The organism is Nocardia glycosmidis (assembly GCF_052545115.1).
The window spans coordinates 150,220-167,332 of the sequence record NZ_JBQWRH010000002.1 but is presented as its reverse complement, the minus strand read 5'-3'; the positions used below and the strand labels follow the sequence as shown (position 1 = coordinate 167,332).

Annotated in this window: 22 protein-coding genes; 17 read left to right on the top strand and 5 right to left on the bottom strand. The window is 67.6% G+C overall.

Annotated elements, in window-relative coordinates; genetic code table 11:
* Positions 1-42: 42 nt before the first annotated feature.
* The 4 genes from ACT86A_RS03220 (at position 43) to ACT86A_RS03205 (ending at position 2,165) form a co-directional block, all read left to right on the top strand.
* A complete protein-coding gene (locus tag ACT86A_RS03220) occupies positions 43-519 on the top strand; it encodes a hypothetical protein (protein ID WP_445090457.1) in 477 nt (158 codons plus the stop codon).
* 330 nt (positions 520-849) lie between these two features.
* Positions 850-1,332: a transport-regulating membrane protein Mce1N gene (gene mce1N, locus ACT86A_RS03215; protein WP_445090456.1), complete on the top strand. Its 483-nt coding sequence runs from the start codon at positions 850-852 to the stop codon at positions 1,330-1,332.
* A complete protein-coding gene (locus ACT86A_RS03210; protein WP_445090455.1) occupies positions 1,329-1,592 on the top strand; it encodes a hypothetical protein in 264 nt (87 codons plus the stop codon). The genes mce1N and ACT86A_RS03210 overlap by 4 nt, the downstream gene beginning before the upstream one ends.
* Before the next feature lie 351 nt (positions 1,593-1,943).
* Positions 1,944-2,165 carry a hypothetical protein gene (locus ACT86A_RS03205; protein ID WP_445090454.1) on the top strand — a complete coding sequence of 74 codons (222 nt, stop codon included), beginning with the start codon at positions 1,944-1,946 and terminating at the stop codon, positions 2,163-2,165.
* A gap of 19 nt (positions 2,166-2,184) precedes the next feature.
* On the opposite strand, the gene ACT86A_RS03200 is transcribed toward ACT86A_RS03205, so the two are convergent.
* Entirely contained in the window at positions 2,185-2,571 is a 387-nt protein-coding gene (locus tag ACT86A_RS03200) for a hypothetical protein (protein WP_445090453.1), read from the bottom strand.
* 174 nt (positions 2,572-2,745) lie between these two features.
* On the opposite strand from ACT86A_RS03200, the gene hemL reads away from it, so the two are divergent.
* The 7 genes from hemL (at position 2,746) to ccsB (ending at position 9,626) form a co-directional block, all read left to right on the top strand.
* The gene (gene hemL, locus ACT86A_RS03195; RefSeq protein WP_445090452.1) at positions 2,746-4,083 is read left to right on the top strand and encodes a glutamate-1-semialdehyde 2,1-aminomutase; all 1,338 of its coding nucleotides are present in this window, start codon (positions 2,746-2,748) and stop codon (positions 4,081-4,083) included.
* A gap of 410 nt (positions 4,084-4,493) precedes the next feature.
* Complete coding sequence (locus tag ACT86A_RS03190; protein WP_445090671.1) at positions 4,494-5,120, top strand: histidine phosphatase family protein; 627 nt, start codon at positions 4,494-4,496, stop codon at positions 5,118-5,120.
* 47 nt (positions 5,121-5,167) lie between these two features.
* Positions 5,168-5,758 (top strand): TlpA disulfide reductase family protein, encoded by a 591-nt coding sequence (locus ACT86A_RS03185; RefSeq protein WP_445090670.1) that lies wholly within the window; start codon positions 5,168-5,170, stop codon positions 5,756-5,758.
* Positions 5,755-6,009, top strand: coding sequence for a hypothetical protein (locus ACT86A_RS03180; RefSeq protein WP_445090451.1), 255 nt, complete (start codon positions 5,755-5,757; stop codon positions 6,007-6,009). Before ACT86A_RS03185 ends, ACT86A_RS03180 begins: the two co-directional genes overlap by 4 nt.
* A 40-nt stretch (positions 6,010-6,049) precedes the next feature.
* Positions 6,050-6,883: a cytochrome c biogenesis CcdA family protein gene (locus tag ACT86A_RS03175; protein WP_445090450.1), complete on the top strand. Its 834-nt coding sequence runs from the start codon at positions 6,050-6,052 to the stop codon at positions 6,881-6,883.
* A 26-nt stretch (positions 6,884-6,909) separates the two neighbouring features.
* Positions 6,910-8,658, top strand: coding sequence for a cytochrome c biogenesis protein ResB (gene resB, locus ACT86A_RS03170; RefSeq protein ID WP_445090449.1), 1,749 nt, complete (start codon positions 6,910-6,912; stop codon positions 8,656-8,658).
* Positions 8,659-8,660: 2 nt separating this feature from the next.
* A complete protein-coding gene (gene ccsB / locus ACT86A_RS03165; protein ID WP_445090448.1) occupies positions 8,661-9,626 on the top strand; it encodes a c-type cytochrome biogenesis protein CcsB in 966 nt (321 codons plus the stop codon).
* A gap of 1,034 nt (positions 9,627-10,660) precedes the next feature.
* Here the strand turns inward: ccsB and lppU are convergent.
* The gene (gene lppU, locus ACT86A_RS03160; RefSeq protein ID WP_445090447.1) at positions 10,661-11,260 is read right to left on the bottom strand and encodes an LppU family putative lipoprotein; all 600 of its coding nucleotides are present in this window, start codon (positions 11,258-11,260) and stop codon (positions 10,661-10,663) included.
* Between the two features lie 357 nt (positions 11,261-11,617).
* On the opposite strand from lppU, the gene ACT86A_RS03155 reads away from it, so the two are divergent.
* Positions 11,618-12,226 (top strand): DUF8020 domain-containing protein, encoded by a 609-nt coding sequence (locus ACT86A_RS03155; protein ID WP_445090446.1) that lies wholly within the window; start codon positions 11,618-11,620, stop codon positions 12,224-12,226.
* Positions 12,227-12,412: 186 nt separating this feature from the next.
* Here the strand turns inward: ACT86A_RS03155 and ACT86A_RS03150 are convergent, their stop codons facing one another.
* Both ACT86A_RS03150 and ACT86A_RS03145 read right to left on the bottom strand, forming a co-directional pair.
* Positions 12,413-12,619: a hypothetical protein gene (locus tag ACT86A_RS03150; protein ID WP_445090445.1), complete on the bottom strand. Its 207-nt coding sequence runs from the start codon at positions 12,617-12,619 to the stop codon at positions 12,413-12,415.
* A gap of 118 nt (positions 12,620-12,737) precedes the next feature.
* Complete coding sequence (locus ACT86A_RS03145) at positions 12,738-12,947, bottom strand: BldC family transcriptional regulator (protein ID WP_445090444.1); 210 nt, start codon at positions 12,945-12,947, stop codon at positions 12,738-12,740.
* Between the two features lie 248 nt (positions 12,948-13,195).
* On the opposite strand from ACT86A_RS03145, the gene ACT86A_RS03140 reads away from it, so the two are divergent.
* The 5 genes from ACT86A_RS03140 to ACT86A_RS03120 all read left to right on the top strand — a co-directional run bounded on the left by ACT86A_RS03140 (position 13,196) and on the right by ACT86A_RS03120 (position 16,002).
* Positions 13,196-13,495, top strand: a complete 300-nt coding sequence (locus tag ACT86A_RS03140) for a DUF4229 domain-containing protein (protein ID WP_445090669.1) — start codon at positions 13,196-13,198, stop codon at positions 13,493-13,495.
* Positions 13,492-14,577, top strand: a complete 1,086-nt coding sequence (gene cds1, locus ACT86A_RS03135; RefSeq protein ID WP_445090443.1) for an L-cysteine desulfhydrase Cds1 — start codon at positions 13,492-13,494, stop codon at positions 14,575-14,577. Before ACT86A_RS03140 ends, cds1 begins: the two co-directional genes overlap by 4 nt.
* A 150-nt stretch (positions 14,578-14,727) precedes the next feature.
* Positions 14,728-14,949 (top strand): helix-turn-helix domain-containing protein, encoded by a 222-nt coding sequence (locus tag ACT86A_RS03130; protein ID WP_445090442.1) that lies wholly within the window; start codon positions 14,728-14,730, stop codon positions 14,947-14,949.
* Positions 14,949-15,524 carry a Clp protease N-terminal domain-containing protein gene (locus tag ACT86A_RS03125; protein WP_445090441.1) on the top strand — a complete coding sequence of 192 codons (576 nt, stop codon included), beginning with the start codon at positions 14,949-14,951 and terminating at the stop codon, positions 15,522-15,524. The genes ACT86A_RS03130 and ACT86A_RS03125 overlap by 1 nt, the downstream gene beginning before the upstream one ends.
* Positions 15,525-15,618: 94 nt before the next feature.
* Positions 15,619-16,002 (top strand): phage holin family protein, encoded by a 384-nt coding sequence (locus ACT86A_RS03120; protein WP_067468876.1) that lies wholly within the window; start codon positions 15,619-15,621, stop codon positions 16,000-16,002.
* 187 nt (positions 16,003-16,189) lie between these two features.
* On the opposite strand, the gene ACT86A_RS03115 is transcribed toward ACT86A_RS03120, so the two are convergent.
* A complete protein-coding gene (locus ACT86A_RS03115) occupies positions 16,190-17,059 on the bottom strand; it encodes a 1,4-dihydroxy-2-naphthoate polyprenyltransferase (protein WP_445090440.1) in 870 nt (289 codons plus the stop codon).
* Positions 17,060-17,113: the final 54 nt, after the last annotated feature.

The following is a 17,113-nucleotide window of genomic DNA, read 5'->3' as shown; positions in this document are numbered from 1 at the left end:
AACATGGCGCGGCCGTTCGGCGTTCGACCGGCCCGGATCCCGATGCCGGAGGATGTCGGCACCGCACGGCAACTGTGGTGGGGTGCCGTCGGATTGGGCATCGTGCAGCTGGTCGCGTCGGTCATCGCCGCGCTGGAGCGTCGGCGCGCCTTCGCCGAGGAGGTCTACCAGCAGGCCAGTGCGCAGGACCCGCAGGTAACCATGGCCGGCGTCGAACTCATGGTGTCACTGGTGTACGTGCTCGTGGTGCTGATCGGGCTGGGCGCCGCGGCGCTCACGCTGGTGGTGGTGCACCAGTTCGGGCGCGGCAAGCTCTGGGCGCGTACTGTGCTGACGGTGCTCGGCGCGTGGGTCGTTCTGCTCGGCGTCGGTGTGCTGCTGGCGATCGACGCGGTGACCGGGACGGCTTCGCTGGTGGCGGGCGCAGCCGCGATCGTGCAGGCCGTGCTCGCGATCGGAGCCATCTATCTGTCGCACCGCCCGGAGTCCAACGCGTACTTCCAGCCCGGCAGACAGTGAGCGATCGATCGATGCAACACGTTGCCAGTTTGTCCGAGACGAAGCTGCAGGTATGGTGAGGGTTGTCACAGTGGACATGGAGCCGGTGGTCGTCTGCCCCGCACTCTCGTGCATTGCGTGCAGGAGTTCCGTTGATGACATCGGAGGATCGGAGGCAGCGATGCGAGTGGTGATCCAGCAGCCGCACAGCATTCGACGGGATCTGGCCATACTGAGCCTGCTGATTCTGTTCGCCGTGCTGACCGTCGCCGTGCTGTTGCTGCCCGGCCTGACTCGCTGATCGGTCCCGCTTTCCGTCGTGTCGCCGCGCGCCGCCGGGCTGGGCTCGGTGTGACCGCCGCGACCGTCTTGTTCGCTGAACCGGGCGCCCGCTGGCGTGTGGTGTCCTATGGGCCGATCCTGTGCCTGGCCATTCTGGTTCTCGAATTCGTCACGGGTAGCTCTGTGCACTGGTTCGCCTTGCTGTTCTGTTCGGCGCTGATCGCGGGTTTCGTCGCGCTGCAAGTGTTCGCCGGCAAGCGGCACGTCAGCGTGGAGCTGACCCCCGCGACACTGCGCTCGGGCACGGAGTCGCTGCCGCTGACCTCGATCGCGCAGGTGCTTCCCGAACGTGACGAGCAATCCTTTGACGACGAGCTGTGGGAGTCGGCGAGGGCGCTCGGGGAATTGACCGGCGTGCCGCGTCGCCGCACCGGCATCGGGCTGCGACTGGCCGACGCTACGCTGGTGCAGGCTTGGGCCAAGGACCATCAAGCGTTGCGGGCGGCGTTGACCGCGGCGGTGCGGCGCGGCGAGAACGGAGCGGACGGATGAGGCGCTGGATCATCGCGGTGCTCGTCGAACTCGACGTGATGGTGCTCGCGCTGGTGGCGGCGGTGCTCAGCTGGCGCAACAGTGTGCGCACCCTCGACTTCGCGCCGTTCGGCGACGCGCCGGAATTCACCGCGACCCGATACGTCGCGCCCTGGCAGGTGCTGGCCGCGGTGCTCGTCGCGGTGGCCGGAGTGCTCGCGATCGACGCGGCGGCCCGACTCGTTCGCGGCATCCGCGGTCCGGCCCGAATCGGCCACTGATCGGGCATGCGCGGCCGTTCGACGCCGGCGGCCGCGGTTGCCGAAACTGTTACCGCACCGCTGATTCCGGTGCGCCCGGCATTCCCGGCCACGGCGCTCGCACCGTTGCTGCACGTGCTTCCCGCGCCGCTGGCGTGTCCGGCGACCACCGGATTCGCTGTTTTCCGTCTCGGCATCACTTAGCCGTGGCTTGCCTGGGAGCTGCTGCGAACAGCGCGCGGCTGGGCTACCGTGCAAGCGCGTGGTGTTCGGCGGGACACCCGAAGACCGCGCGCTTTGCCAGGAATGTCCCTGTGGCCGTTAGTATTTCGGCTGTATTTCGGAATGCGTGTCGATGAAGGAAAGTGTTTGATGAACCGGTTCGCCGTGAAGATCTGTGCCGCGTTTGCCGTGGCCGCCGCCCTCGGATTCGGGGCCGCGCCGTCCGGCGCGAGCCCGGGTCTGCCGCTGGAAGACGCGACCGCGGTCGACGCGCCGATCTTGGTGCCGGATTCGGGGTCCGCAGGGCCCTACAACTCGTTCATGTGCGTCCTGCACACCATATCGGCGCAGGCGCCCTGCATGTACGCCTGACAGCGAGCCCGTGGCGACCTCAGTTCCAGTGCTGGTAGATGTCCAGCAGGCGGCCGTCGCGGGTACCGGGGGCATTGAGATAGACGGTGATCGTCCCGTCCGGATGCTCGGCCGCCTCCATCATCACTTGGCGCAGTGAGGCGTACACCCGGCCGTGCTGGTCGCGGTAGATCTCGGAGTCGCTCTTCAGGCCGGCGCCGATGCGATTGGGCGGGACGACCATGGTGACCACGGCGGGAATCGGCCCGCCGGCCAGGGTCGTGGTCGCCGCATGGTCCAGGTGGATGCCGATGCGCGCTGGGTCGGGCTGATCGAGCGGTTCCGCGCCGGCGGAACCGGCGCCCAGCGCCGCAGTGGCGCAGGCGACCGCGGTGAGTACACCCGCGCTGACGATGGCAATCCGCATGCAGACCCTCCCGACCGGTAGACGATGGCCTCCCGACACTACGCATCGGCAACCCTTCAGCGATCGAAATTCGCGCGAACCTGGTCTCGGCGTGTTGCCGGTGGTCTGCGGCCTGCGTCACCGCACTACACCCTGTCGTCGAGCCGTTTCAGCGAAGCTGAGAGACTGGAGCACGTGAGTTCTTCTCCGCGTGTGACCAGTGCGACGGTGCCGGTCTCCGCTCAGCTCTTCGACCGGGCGAGTTCGGTGATTCCAGGGGGCGTCAACTCGCCGGTGCGGGCGTTCCGATCCGTTGGCGGCACACCTCGATTCATCGCCTCGGCCGACGGCTACACGCTCGTGGACGCCGACGGTAACGAGTACGTCGACCTGGTCTGCTCCTGGGGTCCGATGATTCTCGGCCACGCGCACCCCGCGGTCGTCGAGGCGGTGCGGCGTGCGGCATCGAGCGGGCTATCGTTCGGCGCGCCGACCGAGGCGGAGATCGAGCTGGCCGAGGCGATCGTGCGGCGGGTCGCGCCGGTGGAACGGGTTCGGCTGGTGAACTCCGGCACCGAGGCCACCATGAGCGCGGTCCGGCTGGCGCGCGGCTACACCGGGCGCACCAAGATCATCAAGTTCGCCGGCTGCTACCACGGTCACGTCGACGCGCTGCTCGCCGACGCCGGATCCGGCGTCGCCACCTTGGGCCTGCCCACCTCGCCCGGCGTCACCGGCGCCCAGGCGGCCGACACCATCGTGCTGCCCTACAACGACCTCGACGCCGTAGCCGCCGCGTTCGCGGCGAATCCCGGCGAGATCGCGTGTGTGATCACCGAGGCGGCGGCGGGCAATATGGGCGCGGTCGCACCGGTGCCCGGGTTCAACGCGGGTCTGCGCGCACTGACCGCCGAGCACGGCGCGCTGCTGATCATGGACGAGGTGATGACCGGCTTCCGGGTCAGCAGTGCGGGTTGGTTCGGCCGCGAAGGCGTCGCCGGTGACCTGTACACCTTCGGGAAGGTGATGAGCGGAGGGCTGCCGGCCGCCGCGTTCGGCGGGCGCGCCGAGATCATGAATCATCTCGCCCCGCTGGGGCCCGTCTACCAGGCGGGCACGCTATCCGGTAACCCGGTCGCGGTGGCCGCGGGTCTGGCTACCCTGCGCGCGGCCGACGACGAGGTCTACGCCGCGCTGGACCGCAACGCCGAGCGGCTCGGTGATTTGTTCAGCGGCGCGCTGACCGCGGCGGGTGTCGGGCACCAGGTTCAATTCGCAGGCAATATGGTGAGCGTGTTCTTCGCCGAACGCCCGGTCACCGATTACGCCGCCGCCAAGGCGAGCGAGACGTGGCGTTACCCAGCGTTCTTCCACGCCCTGCTCGATGGTGGCGTGTACGCGCCGCCGAGTGCGTTCGAAGCATGGTTCGTCTCCGCGGCGCTCGACGAGAACGCATTCGACCGTATCGCTGCCGCCCTGCCCGCCGCCGCGCACGCGGCGGCGGCCGCCACCCCCGAAGGACCCCGCGCGTGAGCTCCGATCTCGATCAACCCGATACCGACCGGCGCGAGCCCGCCGAGCCTACTGCCGTCGATGCCGGAATCGAGTCCGCCGATTCGGCCGCTCCAGCGACGGGCGACGGGTCCGCCGCGGCCGTGCCGATCATCGATCCCGTTTCGGAAGCGACCGTGATCGACGCGGGTGAGCAGTTCGCGGCCGCGAGTGCCGCCACCGAGTCCGCGACGGCCGAGGCCGGGTCCGCCGAATCGAGTGTGGTCGACGCGGGCGCCCACTTCGCCGCGGCCGCGGCGCCTGCGGTGGCGTCCGCCGCTGCCCGTCAAGCAGGGAAGACGGCTCCGGCGGCCGACGAGGTCCCGGCTGATTCGACCGAGCCCGCCGAGGAACCGGCTCCCGAGCGGGCGCCCGCCGCAGCGACCGCAGCGATGGAGACGATCGTGCACGTGCTGCGGCACGGCGAGGTGCACAACCCGAACGGCATCCTCTACGGACGCCTGCCCGGATTCAGTCTGTCGGTGGCGGGCCGCGCGCAGGCCGGCGCGGTCGCCCGGGCGCTGGCCGATCACGACATCGCGTTGGTGATCGCCTCGCCGCTGCAGCGGGCACAGGAGACCGCCGAGGCGATCGCCGGGCAGCACGACCTGCTGGTGCGGACCGACGAGAACCTCATCGAGGCCGGTAACACGTTCGAAGGTCTGCGCGTCTCGGTCGGCGACGGCGCGCTGCGCAAGCCGCGGCACTGGTGGAAGCTGCGCGACCCGTTCACCCCGTCCTGGGGCGAGCCTTATCTGCAGATCGCGCACCGCATGCTGGCCGCGGTGAACAAGGCACGGGTGGAAGCAGCCGGGCGCGAGGCGGTGCTGGTGTCGCACCAGCTCCCCGTGTGGACGCTGCGCCGATTCCTGCAAGGACAGCGGCTCTGGCACGACCCGCGGCACCGGCAGTGCGCACTCGCATCGCTGACCTCGCTGGTCTACCACGGCGACACGCTCGTCGACATCGTCTACTCCGAGCCGGCCGGTGGCTCGGACCCCTCGGTACACGGCGCATGATTCGCTACACCGGGTCCGTCACTGCGCCCCCGAAACACACCGGGCGGATGCTGCCGGTTCTGCTCGCGTGCGTGGCGCTGGTCGCCGCGCTCACGGGCTGTTCGACCGGATCGGACGCGGTGTCCTCGGGCGGCACCTTCGAATTCGTCTCGCCCGGCGGACAGACCGCCATCCGCTACGATCCGCCCGCCGCGCGCGGTACCATCGGCAAGCTGGCCGGTCCGGACCTGATCACGGCCGGCAAGACCATCTCGGTCGAGGACTATCCGGGCAAGGTCGTGGTGCTCAATCTGTGGGGCCAGTGGTGCGGTCCGTGTCGTGCGGAGGCGCCTGCCCTGGAGAAGGTCTACGAGGCGACCAAGGACAAAGGCGTTGCCTTCCTCGGCATCAACGTGCGCGATCCACAGCAGGACAAAGCCCAAGATTTCGTGGTCGACAACAAGGTCGGCTACCCGTCCATCTACGACCCGTCGATGCGTACTCTGCTTGCGCTCGGCGGGAATTTCCCTACCAGTGTCATCCCCACCACCCTCGTCCTCGACCGGCAACACCGGGTCGCCGCGGTATACCTGCGGTCCCTGCTCGCCGAGGACCTGCAGCCGGTGGTCGAAACTCTCGCCGCGGAGGAATCACAGTGAACCGTGACCGTCGTACCCGCCACCTGCGTGCCTGCCGGCCACGGCAGGGCGCTCGACGCATCGGCGGCGGATGGGCCGTCGATGACCGGTGGGCGGGGATCGCCACCGTGCCGCGCAGCGTCGCCGCCGACTCGCTGCTGGACTTCGCCGTGTTCGAGGTGGCCGAAGAGCCGGCCGCCACCGAGCGAAAGGTGTCCTTGCGCCGCGGCACGGAACGGTCGCCAGAGGATACGCGGGAGGAATCGGTGTGAGACCTGAGCGCCTCGCGCCGCGAGCCCGGGAGGTCATCTGATGGTGCTTGCCGGAATCGGTGAATCGTTCCAGCAAACGGCGGCCTCCGGGCCGCTGCTGCTGGCGCTCGGCGCGTGCCTGCTCGCGGGTTTGGTGTCGTTCGCCTCGCCATGCGTGGTGCCGCTCGTCCCCGGGTATCTGTCGTATCTGGCCGGGCTGGTCGGCGCGGAGGCGCCGCCGGCCACTGTCGCGCAGGCCAGTGCGCCGCGGTCGGGGTCGGCCGTCGTTGCGCCACCGGATCGCTCGGGACGGATCCGGGTCGCCGGCGCGGCCGGGTTGTTCGTCACCGGGTTCACCGTCGTGTTCGTGCTTGCCACCGCCACCGTGTTCGGGGTCATCCAGACGCTCAACCTGAACCGGGAACTGCTGCAACGGGTCGGCGGCGTGGTGACGATCCTGATGGGTCTGGTCTTCATCGGTCTGGTGCCCGCGTTGCAGCGCGATACCAGGATGCAACCGCGCAGGCTCTCCAGCATCCTGGGTGCGCCGCTGCTCGGCGGGGTTTTCGCGCTCGGGTGGACGCCATGTCTCGGCCCGACGCTGTCCGGCGTCATGGCGGTGGCGGCGGGTACCGACGGGACCACGGCCGTGCGCGGCGTCACGCTGATCGTCGCCTACTGCCTGGGCCTCGGCTTGCCGTTCGTCGTGCTCGCTTTCGGGTCGGCGAGCGCTCTGCGCGGGGTCGGCTGGCTGCGCCGTAACTCGCGCACCATCCAGATCATCGGGGGCATGCTGCTCGTCGCGGTCGGTGCCGCGCTGGTCACCGGAGCATGGGACCAGTTCGTCGCTTGGGTGCGCGACGCGTTCGTCTCCGAGGTGACCCTGCCGATATGACCGTGCCTCCTCCGACCGTGACCCAAATGACCGCGACCCACCGGCCGACGACCGCGAACTCGGCGCGGCCGCCGCACCGATCGCCGGCCGGACGGGCCTGGGCGCTGGTCCGCAACACTTGGCGCGGACTCACCAGCATGCGCACCGCCCTGGTACTTCTGTTCCTGCTCGCGCTGGCCGCAATTCCCGGCGCGCTGCTGCCGCAGCGAAATCTCAACGAGCAAAAGGTCGCCAAGTACATCGCCGACCGGCCCACGCTCGGTCCGTGGATGGACCGCTTCGAGCTGTTCGATGTGTTCTCCAGCTTCTGGTTCACCGCGATCTACGCACTGTTGTTCATCTCGCTGGTCGGTTGCATCCTCCCGCGCACGTTCGATCACTACCGCGCCCTGCGCACGCCGCCGGTGCGGGCGCCGCGGAACCTGACCAGGCTGCCGCACCACTACTCGGGCCGCGTCGCGCAGTCGCCCGGCGAGGTGATCGACCACGCGCGGTCCCAGCTGCGCGGCTGGCGCACCGAGGTCCGGCCCGGCGACCGCGATGGCGAACTGGCGCTCTCGGCGGAAAAGGGCTACACCCGTGAACTCGGCAATCTGGTATTTCATCTCGCGCTGGTCGGGCTGCTGATCGCGATCGCGGTGGGCAAGCTGTTCGGCTACGAGGGCAGCGTCATCGTCCTGGCGAACAACGGACCTGGGTTCTGCACCACCTCGCCTGCGGTATTCGACTCCTTCAAGGCGGGCAACGTCAACGACGGCACCGGCATGACCCCGGTCTGCGTGCGGGTCAAGAACTTCCGGGCCGACTATCTGGCCAACGGACAAGCCGAGATGTTCACCGCGGACCTGGCCTACCAGGCCGGCGAGGACCTCCGGACGAATACCTGGCACGACACCCAGGTGCAGGTCAATCACCCGCTGCGCGTCGTCGGCGACCGGCTCTACCTGCAGGGCCACGGCTACGCGCCGACCTTCACGGTTACCTTTCCCAATGGTCAGACGCGCACCGAGTCCATCCAGTGGCGTCCGGATGACGCGTCGACGTTCCTGTCCAGCGGCGTGCTGAGGATCGACCCGCCCGGCGGTATGTATGCCACCGACGACGAACGCCGCAAGAACCAGATCGCGATCGAGGGCCTGTTCGCCCCCACGGCCATGTTCCATGGGTCGCTGCTGACCTCGGCGTTTCCCGAGATGAAGGACCCGGCCGTCGCGGTCGACATCTATCGCGGTGACACCGGGCTGGACACCGGGAAGCCGCAGTCGCTGTTCGCGCTGGATCCCGAACAGGTCAAGCAGGGCAGGCTGACCAAGGAGGCCAGGGTCAATCTGCGCCCCGGCGAGTCGACCGCGCTGCCGAACGGCACCAAGGTCACCTTCGACGGCGCGCAGGAGTTCGTCAATTTGCAGGTCTCGCACGATCCGGCCCAGCAGTGGGTGCTGGTGAGCGCGCTGCTGATGATGGCCGGGCTGCTGGTCTCGCTGCTGATCAAGCGCAGGCGGATCTGGGTGCGGGTCTACCCGGCCGATGACGGAGCCGGTACCGTTGACCAACGACGCACTGTAGTAGAGATGGGCGGGCTCGCCAGGACCGATCAGGCCGGCTGGGGCAGCGAGTTCGACCGACTGCGCACGCGCCTGCTCGACGAGCAGCCCGACGCCGGGACCGCTGCGGCGCGTGGCGCGGAGACTACTGCGGCGCGTGGCGCGGAGACTACTGCGGCGCGTGGCGCGGAGACTACTGCGGCGCGTGGCGCCGAGACCACGGGAGAGTGATCATGACGATCGACGAGACCATCGCAAGATATAGCGATTTCGCGTTCAAAACGGCGATCGTGGTGTACGCGCTGGTGCTGGTTCTGCTGATCTGGCAGTACGCGACGGCGCGCAGCCGCATGGTCGCCGAGCGCGAACTCGTCACGGTGGGTGGTGGCGCGACGCCGCAGGGGCCGGGCCGCGTCGTCGAGCCGTCGCGGACGCCGCTGTCGGAGCGGCTCGGCAACATGGCGTTCTCGGTGCTGATGGTCGCGATCGCGTTGCACCTGGGCTCGATCGTGTTGCGTGGCTTCGCGACCCACCGCTTTCCGCTGGGCAACATGTACGAGTTCGTCACCATGGCGACGGCGGCCGCCGTGCTGGTGGGACTGCTGTTTCTGCGCGAGCAGCGCTACCGTGCGATGTGGGCATTCCTCTTGGTGCCGGTGCTGATTCTGCTGTTCCTCGCGGGCACTGTGCTCTACGCCGATGCTGCACCCGTGGTGCCCGCGCTGAAATCGTTCTGGCTGCCCGTGCACGTCACCATCGTCAGTGTCGGCAGCGGTGTATTCCTGTTCGCGGGCGTGGCGAGCATGCTGTTCCTGTACCGCCTGCGCCAGCCCGACGGCCAGGAGTCGAACAACGTCCTCGGCGCGATCGCCCGTCGTCTGCCGGACGCCCGCACCTTGGATCGGCTCGCTTACAAGGCCACCATCATCGGCTTCCCGCTGTTCGGCGCGGGCGTCATCCTCGGCGCGATCTGGGCCGAGGCCGCCTGGGGCCGCTTCTGGGGCTGGGATCCCAAGGAAACCTGCTCCTTCATCGCCTGGGTCCTCTACGCCGCCTACCTGCACGCCCGCGCCACCTCCGGCTGGCGCGACCTGAGGGCCGCCTGGATCAACATCGCCGCGTTCGTCGCCATGCTGTTCAACCTGTTCATCATCAACATGGTGATCAGCGGGCTGCACTCGTACGCGGGCCTCAATTAATAGGTGCAGTCTGGACCTGGGCAGCGATCCACGGATTTCTGTCGTTCGCAACGCGCTGGTCCGCAACAGGAATCTCGACAAGGGGAACGCAAACCCGGGCAACCTCGGCAATGACTTCGCAATCCTGGGAATGACGCTGTGGCCCGATATCCATGCAGCGTATGCGTCTCGCGGGGTGAAGTGGCGCGAGACCAGAAACAGCCGCTCAACCTTGCCGCGTTCAAGAGGTGGCGGCGATCTCTCGACGGTGCTGCATCTGGCCTGGATAGAGTGGTCGAGGCATACTCGCAGAAGACGGCCGATGCCGGATGGGAAACGTTGTAGGAAAGCGGGTGAACGATGCGTAAGGGCGAGGACCACATGCTGCGGCCCGGGGACCGTGTCCGTGTACGGTTCGGGCATCGCATCGTTGAAGGCACTGTGACCAGCGTGGACGGTGGCCGTATTCATGTCGCGCTCGACATCGACGGCACCGACGAACCGGTAGCCGGGCTGTACCGGGAAAGCGAACTCGTGCCCGCTTAGGCCAGGAGGAATTTGGACTACTCGCTGGCGTCGCTTGAATCGTCGGTGCGCGGTGAGTGCGCAGTAGTCTGGAGTCGGGCCTGGAGTACGCCGCTGACCGCGGCTCGCGTCGTCTCGTCGGCATGAGGTCACAGGGGGCGTGGTAGAGCAAGGTGGTCGCGGGCTCCCGTGCCGGACACGGGCCGGCACGGTCTTGATGTCGGCGCCCTTGCCTGCGGCCACACTTGACGTTGGAGCCTCTACACGCGAAGAGCGGGTGTTAAGGGGCAGGCCGGTGGCCTGTCCCTGGTCGAGGAGCAAGCGCCACCGGGGTAGAAGAGCCCGCCGACTCGGCGGTCTGCGGTGGGGTTCAGCGGAACTACGAACGGGCGAAGGAGATCGTTCCGGAAGAACTCGACCGAGCCACGGCTGAGTGATCGTGCATCGTCGGATAACTCCGCGTGTGCCGCCTCGGTCAGATAGTGTCGCGGCAGCGGAGGAGTGGGCGACGTGGCTCCTCGCGCACGTGATCAGAGTCGCATGACGCAGACCACGTAATGTCGCTGCTGGTAGACGATTCCGCTGTCGGCGGAGCCGCAGGCGTTGACGTCGACGGTGTTTTGTTTGATGTCGATCACGTGTACGGCGTTCGGGGTGCGGGTGGCACAGTCCAGGCGTTGGGGGCTGCCGGGAACCAGGTCCATACAGCCGCCGACCGCCCAGTCGATGTCCAGGCATAGCGCAGCTTGCATCGCACCCTGCAGGGTTTCGTTGTAGGTGTGGTCGGCGTCGGTGGGACACTGGCTGTTTGCCGGGGCCTTCTCGAAGACCTTGTAGATCGAGTTCGCGGTGCCGCAGGCGGCCTTGTCGATGCCAGCGGAGCCGCCGAGGTACACGCAGTCGCCGATGTTCACCTGCAAACTCGTGGCTTCTTTGTTCGCCGCCCCGCGCATTGCCGGTGTGGTCGGCAGCTCTTCGGTGGTGGTCGGCGGTTCGTCAGTGGTGGCCGGTGGCGCCGATGTCATTGCCACATTGTCGGTCTGAGCCGCATTGGCCGGTTTCTCCACAGGATCCGACATCGACACTGCCGCGACGACGACGAAGCCTGCCGCGAGAGCGGTCCCGGCCATGAACGCAAATAGGTTGAGACCGGCACGAATTCGTTGGCGCGACACGTCATGTCCTCCACAGCGGTTACCTTCGAACCCACGCCTGAGCCGACCCGAAGTTGTGAATTTTGCGGATTGAAGACCACGCCATGCTTACACCACAGCCCGCGATCGCGTCGAGTTTTGTCTCCAGGCACAGGATTTGCCCTCGGCGTCAATCTGCTTGTCGTCCTGGTCGGACGGACTGATCACAGTTGTGTAACGAACCTTCGGCGGGACGTGTGCCGATCGCCGAGTCGGGCAACAAGCTACCGGCGCTTACAAGTCGCACGCCATCCGGTCTCGGGTGCCGGTGGTCTCGGTGAGAAGGGTTCCAGAATGAAGTTCGGCACTATTGCCGCCATCACGCTCAGTGCGGTTGCCGCCGTGGGTATCACGGCGGGGGCCGCGAACGCGCAACCCGTGCACGCGGATAAGGAGACGGTGACGGTCGGCGTCGAGCAGGGCGTCGACTACCGCACCACGGTCTCCCGCGAAACCGGTGCTATCACCACCGATGTCGAGCACGGCAGCTTCGCGGTCGTCGACGACGGTACCAAGATCGAACTGACTTCCGACACCGGTGCGGTGGTCGCCGAGGTGCCAGTGAGCTTCCACGTTTCCGGAAGCAAGCTGGCGGTCGCACACGAGATCAGCGACAACGGACGGCATCTGGCGCTCACGCCGGTGGCGGATGCGAAGCAGATCGGCGAGATGCAGCCGATCAGCTCGATGAATCGCCTGATCGCCGAATTGAACAAGAACGTCGTCGGCGTGGTCGGTGGCGCCGTGCTCGGCGGTCTGATCGGAGCACTGATCGGCCTGGGCTTCTTCAGCATCATCACCGGCCCGGTCGGCCTGGTCGTCGGCGCGATCGCGGGCGGCGCCATCCAGGGTGGCCAGCCCTTCACGGACGCGTTGCTGGCGGTTGTCCGCGGCGAGCCCTGATCGGCGCATGGGTCGGTGCGGCAGGCGCACCGCAGCGCGCCTGCCGAGCTCGGACCGAATTGCCGATATCCGTGCGTCCCGGCGGGACGAGGGGCTACCCCGCTGGGACGACGTCACAGTGAAACGCGCGGCGCGGAACGAGGGGAATCCACGCCTGATCGCGCTGGGTGTACCCGGCGAATCGCGTCAGCGCTCGGCGGAACCGGACTCGCCGTCACGGTGCTGGCGGGACAGCCGCCAGAGGAACTCCGGGTCGTCGTCGGGCCCGATGATGCGCTTGCGCCGTGGTGAACGCGTTTGCGGGAGAGTAGGTCCGGTCCGGTTGGGGCCGAACGCCTTCCAGCACAACACCGCGATTGCCACCACTGCGATGAGTGCCAATAGGAACGTCACGTCGCTCACCTCCTGGTTACGAGGGTAGTCGCGGTCGTGACTTCAGCACACCGCAGACGCTGTATCCGCCTGCGGGTGAGCGCGGGCCCGAGCGACGAGGGGCCCGCGCTCCCTGCGATCAGCGTGCAGTCGCCTCGGTGGTCAGCGACTCGAGCAGCTGGAGTACTTCCGCTTCGCGGAACCGGCGATGTCCGCCCGGTGTGCGCAGCGACCCGAGACGCCCGGCGTGGGCCCAGCGCGTCACGGTCTTGGGGTCGACGTGGAACAGGGCAGCAACCTGGCCCGGAGTCAGCAGGGTGTCCTGGCCGCCGACGGTGATCGCAGTCATAGCAAACCTCTCCGTTCTCGACAGTTCCCTCATCAGATGGCGCCATCGTCGCACTGAAACCCCTAAGTACTCGAACTACCTACTGTTGGTAAAGGGGAGGTAATAGACAAAAAGGATGTGCGCCTCACTCCCGGCTATGGGGCGTGCACCGGGTGCGGGCAACAGCTTCGCATAGGCTGGCGTATGTGCGTGACGCAACTCCACCAGAAAAGGCTTCCGGACAGCAAACCGCTGGCGCAGGTCGTCGGCTGGCCCGGAATCTTGCACTGTATACGGTCGCGAGGTTGGGTCTCGTGGTAGTGCTCACCGCGGTGATCGTGCTGGCCGCCAAAGTGGCGTCGGTGGACATACCGCTGGTGGTCGCCGCGTTGTTCGCCTTGATCATCGCGATGCCGCTGTCGCTGACCCTGTTCAAGCGGCTGCGCGCCAGGGTCAACGAGGACATCGCCCTGGTCGACGAGCGCAGACGCCGCGACAAAGCTCAGCTGCGAGCGCGGCTGCGCGGCGAGGATCCGCGCGATCCCCCGGACTCGGGGACGACTGCGTGAGGTCCTGCGACCACGCCGCCCCGCGCGATTGGGTCGACAACGCGGTGCGGCTGATCGACGCCGACGCCCAGCGCAGCGCCGACACTCATCTGCTGCGCTACCCGTTGCCCGCGCAGTGGAACGTGCAGTTGTATCTCAAAGACGAGTCGACCCACATCACCGGCAGTCTCAAACATCGCCTGGCCCGCTCGCTGTTCCTGTACGCGATCTGCAACGGCTGGGTCACCGCGGGCACCACCGTGGTGGAGGCATCTTCTGGGTCGACCGCGATCAGCGAGGCCTACTTCGCGAAACTCCTTGGCCTCGACTTCGTCGCGGTGATGCCCGCGAGCACCTCCCCGCAGAAGGTCGCGCTGATCGAGGCGCAGGGGGGCCGCTGTCATTTCGTGCGGCGTCCGCCGGACATGTACACCGAGGCGGCGCGCTTGGCGGCCGAATGCGGCGGTCACTACATGGATCAGTTCACCCACGCCGAGCGGGCCACCGACTGGCGCGGCAACAACAACATCGCCGAATCGATCTTCGATCAGATGACGTTGGAGACCCATCCGGTGCCGAAGTGGATCGTGGTCGGCGCCGGCACTGGAGGCACCAGCGCCACCATCGGTCGCTATATCCGGTATCGCCGGCACGCAACGAAATTGGCCGTGGTCGACCCGGAGAATTCCGCGTTCTACGGCGGGTACCAGACCGGCGACTCGGCTTACCAGACCGGCATGCCCTCGCGCATCGAGGGGATCGGCCGACCCAGGGTGGAGCCGTCGTTCGTCGGGCAGGTGGTGGACCGGATGTTCGAGGTGCCGGACGCTGCCTCGATCGCGGCCGCGCGGCATGCGAGCGCACGGCTCGGGCGCCGGGTGGGCGGATCGACCGGCACCAATCTGTGGGGTGTGTTCGCCCTCATTGCGGAAATGATCGCCGAGGGGAGCAGCGGCAGCGTGGTCACACTGCTCTGTGATGGTGGCGATCGTTATGCGGGAACATATTTCGATGACGGGTGGGTCGCGTCGCAGGGTTTGAGCCTCGCCGAGCCGACCATGATCTTGGACAAGTTCCTGGCAACCGGTATCTGGGGCGGTTGAGCGGTTCGAAGCCGTCGCGAGTTCTCGCGGCCGCGGGATTGCCGAAGCGGCCGGTAGCCACAGTTCGCCGATAGCAGAGTCGGGCTCCTCGGCGTTCTCCGTTGTCAATTTTTGTTGACATCACTCGACGATGTCAATCAAAATTGACACATGACGGAAGCAACCACATTGGCGGCCGCCGCGGGCAGCCCCGACCCGAGGGTCGGGCTGCGCGCGGTGCTCGCGCTGCGCAGGCTGCTCGAACGTCTCGAAGCGATCCAGGTGGCCAATGCCCGTGCCCAGGGCTGGTCGTGGCAGGCGATCGCGGAAGCGCTCGAGGTCAGCAAGCAGGCAGTCCACCAGAAGTACAACCGGAAAGGCAGGGGCCGCTGATGTTCGAACGGTTCAGCAGGTCGGCGCGCACGGCGATCGTCGCCGCCCAGGAGGACGCCCGCGAACTCGGCGCGTCGAATATCGAGGTGGAGCATGTGCTGCTCGGCCTGCTCGCGCACACCGAGCAGGAGTTGACGGCGCTGCTCGCGCACGCGGGACTCACTCGCGAGGGCGTCCGCCGCGCACTGGCCGAGCCGGACAAGGACGAACCGCTCGGTCCAGAGGACGCCGAGGCCTTGCGATCGATCGGCATCGATCTGGATGCCGTCCGGGAATCGCTGGAGGCGCACTTCGGCGAGGACGCGCTGGACCGCGCGGCGCCGGACCAGCGGGGGCCGCGCGCCTGGCCGCGCGGCGGGTACGGGCATATTCCGTTCACCCGGCAGGCGAAGAAGGTGCTCGAACTCTCCCTGCGTGAGGCGCTGGCGCGTAAGGACAAGACCATCGAATCCGGGCATATCGTGCTCGGCATCCTTCGGGCGCCGAACGAGACCACCGAGCGCCTGTTCGGCGGCCTCGCGGCGATCCACGAGTTGCGTCCCAAGGTGCACGCCCTGCTCGATCGTGCGGCCTGAGCGAGCGAACGAGCAACACAGCCGAGCGGAGATGCGCTGTCGGAGTTCGTGCTTCCGGCGGCGCGTGTCCCCACCTCGGGCCTAGCATTGGCCCATGCAGCTTGTGATTCGGTTGGTCATCAACGCGGTCGCCATCTGGCTGGCCGCCGTCTGGGTCGACAAAATCGACATCCTCGCCCCGGAAGGGGGCACCGGCGCCAAGATCGCCGTCGTGCTCGCGGTGGCCGCGGTGTTCACGGCAGTCAACGCACTGGTCAAACCGATCGTCAAGCTGCTGTCGCTGCCGCTGGTGATCGTCACCCTCGGCCTGTTCCTGCTGCTGATCAACGCGCTCATGCTCTGGCTGACCGCCGAGATCACCGACGCCTTCACCGACTACGGCCTGCGCGTGGAGGGTTTCTGGGCGGCCGTGTTCGGTGGCATCATCGTCTCGCTGGTGAACTGGGTGCTCGGCATCCTGGTTCCCGACGAGGACTGATCGCCTGCGACGCTGTGTTTTCGCGGCTTCGCGGTCCGGCTCGTGTCCCGGCGAGCCCCGGCCGGCGACTTCGTCGCCGACCCGGACACTCGGACCGGAGCCGGACCGCGAACGGCGAATGCTCGATCGCTTCGGTCGAAGTGAGAGTGCGGCCGCGGCGGTTGCTGTCGGGAGCAACCACGCTCCACTAACCGAGACCCACCGCCAGTGCGATCACCGCCGACCAGGCCAGCAGCGCTAAGCCGGAATCGCGCAGCGCGGGGATCAGTTCCGGCCCGCTTTTGCCGGCGCGCACCGGCGCGTTGGCGCGCACCGCCAGCGGAATGGCGATCAGCCCGGCCAGCGCCAACGGCGTACGAACGACCAGGATCAACGTCACGATGAACGGCACCGTGAGCAGCACGAGATGCAGGGTGCGGGTACGGGTGGCGCCGAGTTTCACCGCGAGGGTGACCTTCCCGGAGTCGGTGTCGGTGGGGATGTCGCGCAGGTTGTTCGCGACGAGCACGGCGCTGGAAAACGCGCCCACCGAGATCGCGAGCAGCGCACCCACCCAGTCGATTCGGTTCGCCTGCACGAACTGGGTGCCGAGCACGCCGATCAGGCCGAAGAAGACGAACACCGCCAGCTCGCCGAATCCGCTGTACCCGTAGGGCTTGCTGCCCCCGGTGTAGTACCAGGCCCCGGCCAGGCAGACCGCGCCGATCAGCAGTAGCCACCACGCGCTGGTGACGACGAGAATCAGGCCGAAGACCGCGCCGATGGCGAGGCTGGCGATGGCGGCGTTCTTCACGGCGGCGGGGGAAGCCAGTCGCTGCCCGACCAAGCGCACGGGACCGACCCGGTCGTCGTCGGTGCCACGGATGCCGTCGGAGTAGTCGTTGGCGTAGTTGACGCCGATGATCAGCGCCAGCGAAACCAGCAGCGCGAGAACAGCCTTCCACCACACCGCGCCGTCGATGGACGCGGCGGCGCCGGTCCCGGCGAGCACGGGAGCGATCGCATTCGGCAGGGTACGCGGTCGCGCGCCCTCGATCCATTGCGCTGCAGTAGCCATATCCGCAGCATAATGCGCGCAGTCGGACGTAGTCCGTCCTCAGCCTGCGTGCGG